The following is a 7,409-nucleotide window of genomic DNA, read 5'->3' on the forward strand; positions in this document are numbered from 1 at the left end:
TTCCTTTCTAATAAAAGTAGATAGTTAGAACTATACCCAGTTTTTGAGTGGTGAATCTTTACCTGCAAAATAAATAGATTCATTAAGAAATTCTCTGAAATTCCTACGGATAGGCCCTATTACCTCTTTTTCAGAATTTTACAAATAAATTACATTCTATTAATTATTTTCCTTTATGATATAGATGTCATTTATTGATGAATCCAATCAAAATATGGAAATGGCTATAGGAGGCTGAGGGATGAGAAGATGCTTGAAAAAGGTAGTACCTGTTGTTCTGTCATTTGCAGTTGCCGGCAGCATGGTTCTGCCCAATGTTGCAGGGGCACTGGGTGATTTCGATTTAGATTCCAGCGTGGTACATACACCGATCAATGAATACCGGGCCGATCTCGCACCTGGTGTTAAGGAGAAGCATTACAGTTTTGAAGGAAGTGACGGGAAGAAGATTGAGAGTTTTGTAGTGGAAGTTGATGTTCAGAATCCGAGTGTATCGATTGAAGCGGGAACCCCTGATGACGGCGAGGAGTATGGTCTGCAGCCTGTCAGGCAGCAAGCAAGTGCCGCCGATGGTGAAAACCATAAGGTAGTGGCTGCCGTGAACGCCGATTTTTATAATATGGCGACAGGCGAACCCAACGGGATTCTGTTTAAAGATGGAGTCGGGATAAAAGATCAACTTCGACAGGGGTGGGGTTTTTTTGGCATCAAAAAGTCCGGTGAAGCCGTCATTGGAAGTACAGCAGAATATGATGTGGTCAAGGATCAGCTGCAAGAAGCCCTCGGTGGAAATGCGATTCTCGTAAAGGACAGTCAAGTCTATCAGACTCCTAAAACGGGAGCGGGTAGGGAACCCCGCACGGCTGTAGGGATCAAAGCGGATGGAAGTGTGTTCTTTACCGTAATCGACGGCAGACAGGAGCCTTATTCAAGCGGGATATCCATGCCTGATTTGGCACAATTGATGATTGATTTGGGCGCGGTGACGGCCCTTAACCTGGATGGCGGCGGTTCATCCACTTTTACAACCCGTACACTTGGAGGTGACGATCTCGAGATTGATAATATGCCCTCCGACCGCGGGGAGAGAAGTGTAGCCAACTCATGGCTTGTCGTCTTAGAAGAACCTTCTGATCATACCTTTGACTCTGCATATGTTTACCCTTATGATCAATCCTTCACTCCGGGATCTACGATCGATTTCGGTGCAAAAGGCAGGGACAAGTCCATGGCATCAGCCCCTCTTCCAGACGCTGATCTGTCTTGGGAATTATCTGATGCGTCATTTGGGACAATTGATGAAAATGGAGTGTTTCAATCCAATGGGAAAACAGGTCAATTTCACGCAGTGCTGAACCATCAGGGAAAAGAGGTAGGCAAAAGCATCATTGAGATTGCTGCTCCTGATAAAATTTCTTTCTCTTCCCCTGAACTTACGGCAGCCAGAAACAGTGAAATCCCGTTAGGTTTTCAAACAAAATATGAAAAACGGATAGTTGATTGGAAGTTGGAAGACATTGAGTTTGACATACCGGAAGGATTAGGCACGATTGATGAGGAAGGGGTCCTCCATACGGGTGATGAGAGTGTGAGCGGCACCATCACAGCCCGGCTAAAGGGGACAGATTTGACAGCTCAGTTGAGAATCTCTGTAGGAATGCTTCCACAAGTGCTATTTGACTTCGAAGAGGACTTAGGTACATGGAAGACATCAACAGCGAACCGGGGAGAAAAAGGAAGCCTTACCTTGGCGGAGTATCCAGAACCCGTACGATTTGGGGATCAGTCACTTAAGCTTGATTATGATTTCACCGGTGCACAAACAGGGACGACCCTCGGAGTTTATGCCGGTCCGGGAGTGATTACCGAGATTGAAGGGGATCCGCAAAGCATCGGCATGTGGGTCTACGCAACGCCGGAAGCACACGGGTACTGGCTCCGGATGCTGATTGTGGATGGGAACAACAAGAATCAATCCGTTAACCTGACCGCTGAGAAGCCCGGGATTGACTGGGTTGGATGGAAATACATCGAGGCAGAGATCCCGGCATCCTTTACAGGACCATTCAAGATCTCCGGGACCCAGGCCATCAGAATGATGTCGACGAAATCCGGCATTACAGGTCCTATGACGAAAGGGTCTCTTTATATTGATAATATACGTGCGGTGTACGGAGAAAAAGTCGATGACCTGTATCCTCCGGTCATTGAGTCCATAAATGCAGAAGACAAGGAATATACAAACAGCTCGGTGAATATAAAAGCAGACGTCCGTGAGTATGAAGACGATCCTTACAAAACGGGTATCGATTGGGAAAAGATCAAATTGTACGTGGACGGCAAAGAGTATTCCAAGCGTAAGGGGCACTTTTCCTATGATATGGATGGCTCAATCTCTCTCAGCGGATTAGGGTGGGCGGATGGAACACATCAAATCACGCTGATGGTGCCTGATAAATTTGGGAATCAGGCGGTTAAAACAGCATATTTTACAGTTAATACAGGGTCTCCAAAGATTGAAATTGTTCAAGCTGAAGAGAAAGCATATTTAGGGGACACCTTTGAACTGGCTGTGAAAGCAACAAATCCAGCTGAAATCTCTGAATCTGCCTTGTCATTGAAAGTGGATCGGAATTTTACAGTGGAAGACACCATCTTTTCACCGGGCTTCGCTGGAAGCACATCAAGCTATGATGATAAAACGGGTATCCTGACCCTCCATCTCGAAAACAGCGGGAAAACCGTCGAAACAGAAGAAGCAGCCATTATTCCGATAAGGGTGCCGGCATCCACGAAAGAAGGCAGCAAAGTGAATTTGGAGTTGATCGAGGGGGAAACCACCTATGTTCAACCTTGGGAAGAGACATTCATCCCAACCTATTCGATGAAACCGCTGAATGTGGAAGTAGAGGCTGCACTTAAAGTAGAAGCGGAACCACTGTTAATAGGAGAGCCTGCACATATCCAGGTAATCGATCAGGAAGGCAAACCTGTCAGTGGAGCGGAAGTTTTTGCGACAATCGAAGGAAACGATAAACTTCTTGGGAAAACAAATGACGACGGTTCACTCCTCGTGGATTCGCTCACAAATGAGATCAGAAATATCAGCTTGTTCTCAGTGAAAGACGGAAAATATTCATTCAAGATGGAAACACAGACGTACCCGGCTTTAGTGGAGGAGGATGAAATAAAAAATATTATTTCACCGACCACCGATGACCCATATAAATCGAAAAGCTTTACCTGGATGTCGAGCCCGTTAGGAAAAGGCGAGACACCGGTCATCCAATATGCAAGGAAAAACGATTATGACAAGAAAGGTGATAAGGGCCTTCTCACCGCAAAGGGATCATGGAGCAATCAAGTATTCTCCGGGGAGTTGGATATTACCAAGAATGGCATCGCACGCGTGAATCAGGTTACTTTGAAGAAACTGAAACAGGACACGACCTACGTTTACCGGGTCGGGAATGGGGAGACCTGGAGTGATATGCAGGAATTCACTACGCTGAAAAGAAAAAATCAATTTGAGTTCTCGGTATTGGGGGACACCCAATCACCGTCCGACTTAAGCCTGTTTGACCAGATTCTATCCAATATCAACGGACAGGATCCGGCATTTATGATCCATGTCGGAGACCTCGTCGATGAATCTTCTAAATTCACCCAATGGGATGATGTATTGGGGGTGATGAGTCAATACGATAATATCCGTACGACTAATCTTGTATCAGCCCTTGGTAATCATGAATATATGGGAGACAGTGATGCCAGTACAGCAAAAGCCATCCTGGGCTCGCCGGCGAATGGTCCGGATACGGACAAAGGCGGTACGTATTCAGTCGATTATCATAACATGCACATTAGCGTGCTTGGATTTACAAGTGACGATAAAGTATTAGATCAACAATTGGAATGGCTGAAAAAAGATATGAATAGTTCAGATAAACCATGGAAAATACTCGTCACCCATAAGCCTCCGTACTATACGAATCCGTTCGGTGGCAATGAAATCATGAAGGAAAAACTGCCCCCGGTAGCTGATGAACTTGGAATCGACATCGTCTTCTCCGGTCACGATCATGCGTACGGCAGAACGAAGAAACTGAGAGAAGGCAAGGAGGATGAAAATGGTACCGTCTATGTCGTTGCAGGCACTACCGGTAGAAAGCACTACGATGCAGTGGCAGATGAGAAATTTGAATACGTCAACATGGAAAACATTGCAGTCTATATGAGTGCGAAGGTGGATAAGGATACCATCACATTCATCACCCGCACATCAGACGGCGATGTGATTGATGAGTTCAGTGTGCTGAATGAAGAATACGATCTGAAAGACGCTGAAGAAGAGTAGGATGGATTGGTGTCAGGCACCCGTTGTGAACGGGAGGGGCTTGGCACCTTTTTTAATTTGAAAATATGATGGAAATGTTGCAGCGGGGAAGAAGATCACCCTTTAACCGAGAAGGATATAGAGGAAAACCCTTCTGCTTTATAGAATATTTGAAAGGATAGGATTTAAAGAAGGAGGATAGATTATGCTGTTTATGCTAATCGTCAAAGCCTCGAAAAATTCTGAAGCCGGAAACCTTCCGAGCCAGGAACTGATGGATGCCATGACGAAGTACAATGAAGAATTAGTTGAAGCTGGGGTTCGGATTATAGCTAAGGGACTTCACCCAAGTTCAGATGGGATACGCATTTCGTATCCTGATCCTGATGAAAAGCCTGTAGTTACGGAAGGACCTTTTAAAGAATCAAACGACTTGATTGCCGGATTCATTCTGATTGATGTGAAGTCTAAGGAAGAAGCGCTCAAATGGGCGATGAGGATGCCGGATCCCCAGGGAGAAGGGGAAGGTCAGATTGAATTGCGGCAGGTATTTTAGTGTGTTGACTGATAACAAGGGGGAAATACTATGGAGAAAAAAATAACATTCATTCGTTCCGGCAATTTGGCATCCGTCGATTATGCCTACGCAAGCAGCATTCCTGCCGGGATGGATGTTTTGTTTTTGGCAGGGGCGTGCCCCCTGGATAAGGAAGGGAACGTTCCACATCCAAGTACATATGAACAGCAGGCAAAATTGTGTGTGGAGAATTTGAAGGAAGTGTTAAAAGAGAGTGATGCAGCCTTGGAGGATGTGGTCTATACGAGAGTGTTGGTAGCTTCAGGGGACCGCTCAGATTTAGTAGCTTCCTGGAGCGCGATTCGCGAAGAGTTTGGCGAACACGATGTCCCGAGCACCTTATCGGGTGTTACGGTGCTGGGGTATGAACAACAGTTGGTGGAAATTGAGGCTGTGGCGGCAGTGGATAGGGAGGGCGGAGTAAGAAGAAGATAGAAGTGGGCGGCAAAGTAGGACTCGGCAATGAAGACTCCAAACTACTCTGAGTTGGATATGTTACATCATATAATATAGCGTGGGCCTGGCCCCGGTAAGTCAGTTCCACGCGCAAAGATTATTCGACAAGTGGCGCGAATATCAGCCAAAGTGGCGCAATAATTTAAATTCCGGCGCAATTATCCGGGAAGTGGCTTAATTATTCAGATTCCGGCGCAATTATCCCGAAATCTGCACGATAACTATTTGTATATTCATAGTCTTAATTATATTGTCCCTGCAACATTGACTTAAGAATTAATTTTGATAGAAATCCTCTCTTTTTTTCATTAAAACAGTCAAACTATCATAACTTTTCAAGGAGATTCTCACTTTATCCCAATCACAGCCACCGTCTGATACCCCCTCGAAACAGGTCCGGCCAATACTCTGACCTCTGAAAAATTCAAACTTTCCATTACCGGGATCAGTTCCCTATGAATCATTTGTTTAACCGAAGTCCATTCATCTCCTTCTTTCCCGTTGCAAAGTGTAATTATGACTCTGCCTCCAGGCTTCAGTACCCTGTGTATTTCTTCAAAAGAACTGAATAGATCTTTCCAAAAATAAACTGAATGGATGCTGTACACTGCTGAAAATTGGTCATCATAAAAAGGCATTTCATCCACACTGCCGTGGACTAACTTTATCCGATGCTGCCTGATTGCTTTCTTGTTGCGCAACGCAGCGGATTGAATGAGGGTTTCTGACAGATCCAACCCGATCACATGATGACCGCCATTCATCGAGGAGATCTGTTTTAATGCAAAACCTGCCCCGCAGCCGACCTCCAGGACACGTTCATTCTGCTGAAGATTTAAATTTTGAATGGTCCAAAGAGTTTCCGGTTGATGCTGGCGAATCATCTTTTCCCCGATAAAACGTCCGAGCAGTCCCGTAGGCAGGCCGTACTGGTTATCAATGATGTTCTGGAATCTTGTTTTGAGATTCATAAAAAAATACCTCCTAAAGTTACTGTATTTACACTATAATTTTCTTATATCTATTAAACAATCGTATATAAGTTATAGTTACTATTGAATATTTTTATAGTATGGAGTGGTTGGAATGGAGATCAATCAGTTAAAAGCATTCGAGCTTGTAGCGAGGCTCGGGTCATACAGCAAGGCTTCGAGATATCTGGATGTTTCCCAGCCGACAATCAGCCTGAGGATAAAAGAGTTAGAGAAAGATGTCGGCGGATATCTTTTTGTCCGTTCAGGTAAACGGATGGTGCTGACAGAGTTAGGGAAGGGTTTCCTTCCATATGCAAGACAGGCACTTGAAATCCTGACTAAAGGCAAAGAAAGGGCGCTTTCTATAAAAGAAGGGACAAGGGGGGAGATCGCGATTGGGACGCTCCCAACTTTTACAAACGGTCCTTTCACCTCTATCGTGATGGAGATGCAGCATCGTTTTCCTGACATCGATGTGACCATCCATACAGGCCATAACCAGCAAATCATCGATATGCTTTATGATGGATTCGTTAAAATGGGGTTAATCACATCTCCGTTTTTTAATAAAGACCTGAAGAAGCTGCATACAATCAAAGAAACCCTCGTCTTCGTCGCTCATCACAGTCACCCATTAACCGGAATGAAGGGTTACGGAATAGAAGATATTTTTGCTAGCGGCAAACCATACATCATGACCGATTGGAGCGAAGAGAGTAAACATTTGCAGAAGACGCATATACACTTCGGAACCGACTCAATTGAATTACCGCCGGCTACCGCATTGGACTTCATCCGACAAGAAATGGGAGCAGCATTGCTCACGGAATCCATGGTATCGCAACTCATTAAAAAAGGGATATTGGTAAAGCTCGAACCAAACGATATGCCTGTATTATACAGAGAAATCGCATTGATCAGCCTGGACCGTGAACAGTCCCTGCCGCCGGCTGCACAACTTTTTGTAAAAACAGTAAAAAGCGGGTCATGGGGACAGGTAGGGACCACTGAAAAAGTCGCTTTCTAAAACCCTTCTGTTCATCCGTTTTCCCGTTTTAATCAATTA

5 protein-coding genes are annotated in these 7,409 nt (G+C 45.0%); 4 read left to right on the forward strand and 1 reads right to left on the reverse strand.

What is annotated here, in order from left to right:
* Window positions 1–241: 241 nt before the first annotated feature.
* From ACKA06_RS20945 to ACKA06_RS20955, 3 genes are all read left to right on the forward strand, one after another.
* Window positions 242–4,357, forward strand: a complete 4,116-nt coding sequence (locus ACKA06_RS20945; protein ID WP_198257377.1) for a phosphodiester glycosidase family protein — start codon at window positions 242–244, stop codon at window positions 4,355–4,357.
* Window positions 4,358–4,541: 184 nt separating this feature from the next.
* A complete protein-coding gene (locus tag ACKA06_RS20950) occupies window positions 4,542–4,892 on the forward strand; it encodes a YciI family protein (protein ID WP_411160566.1) in 351 nt (116 codons plus the stop codon).
* Window positions 4,893–4,922: 30 nt separating this feature from the next.
* Window positions 4,923–5,348, forward strand: a complete 426-nt coding sequence (locus tag ACKA06_RS20955) for a RidA family protein (protein WP_198257379.1) — start codon at window positions 4,923–4,925, stop codon at window positions 5,346–5,348.
* Between the two features lie 368 nt (window positions 5,349–5,716).
* Here ACKA06_RS20955 and ACKA06_RS20960 read toward each other — a convergent pair whose 3' ends face one another.
* Window positions 5,717–6,340, reverse strand: coding sequence for a class I SAM-dependent methyltransferase (locus tag ACKA06_RS20960; RefSeq protein WP_032088163.1), 624 nt, complete (start codon window positions 6,338–6,340; stop codon window positions 5,717–5,719).
* A gap of 115 nt (window positions 6,341–6,455) precedes the next feature.
* Between ACKA06_RS20960 and ACKA06_RS20965 the strand changes: the two genes are divergently transcribed.
* A complete protein-coding gene (locus tag ACKA06_RS20965; RefSeq protein WP_411160567.1) occupies window positions 6,456–7,370 on the forward strand; it encodes a LysR family transcriptional regulator in 915 nt (304 codons plus the stop codon).
* The last annotated feature ends 39 nt before the right edge of the window (window positions 7,371–7,409 follow it).

Source organism: Rossellomorea oryzaecorticis (genome assembly GCF_045897515.1).
Taxonomy (GTDB): domain Bacteria; phylum Bacillota; class Bacilli; order Bacillales; family Bacillaceae_B; genus Rossellomorea; species Rossellomorea enclensis.

Bases quoted from the DNA above. Each gene is read 5' to 3' on its own strand.
- ACKA06_RS20945 (WP_198257377.1), top strand. From the start codon at position 242: ATGAGAAGATGCTTGAAAAAGGTAGTACCTGTTGTTCTGTCATTTGCA.
- ACKA06_RS20950 (WP_411160566.1), top strand. From the start codon at position 4,542: ATGCTGTTTATGCTAATCGTCAAAGCCTCGAAAAATTCTGAAGCCGGA.
- ACKA06_RS20955 (WP_198257379.1), top strand. From the start codon at position 4,923: ATGGAGAAAAAAATAACATTCATTCGTTCCGGCAATTTGGCATCCGTC.
- ACKA06_RS20960 (WP_032088163.1), bottom strand. From the start codon at position 6,340: ATGAATCTCAAAACAAGATTCCAGAACATCATTGATAACCAGTACGGC.
- ACKA06_RS20965 (WP_411160567.1), top strand. From the start codon at position 6,456: ATGGAGATCAATCAGTTAAAAGCATTCGAGCTTGTAGCGAGGCTCGGG.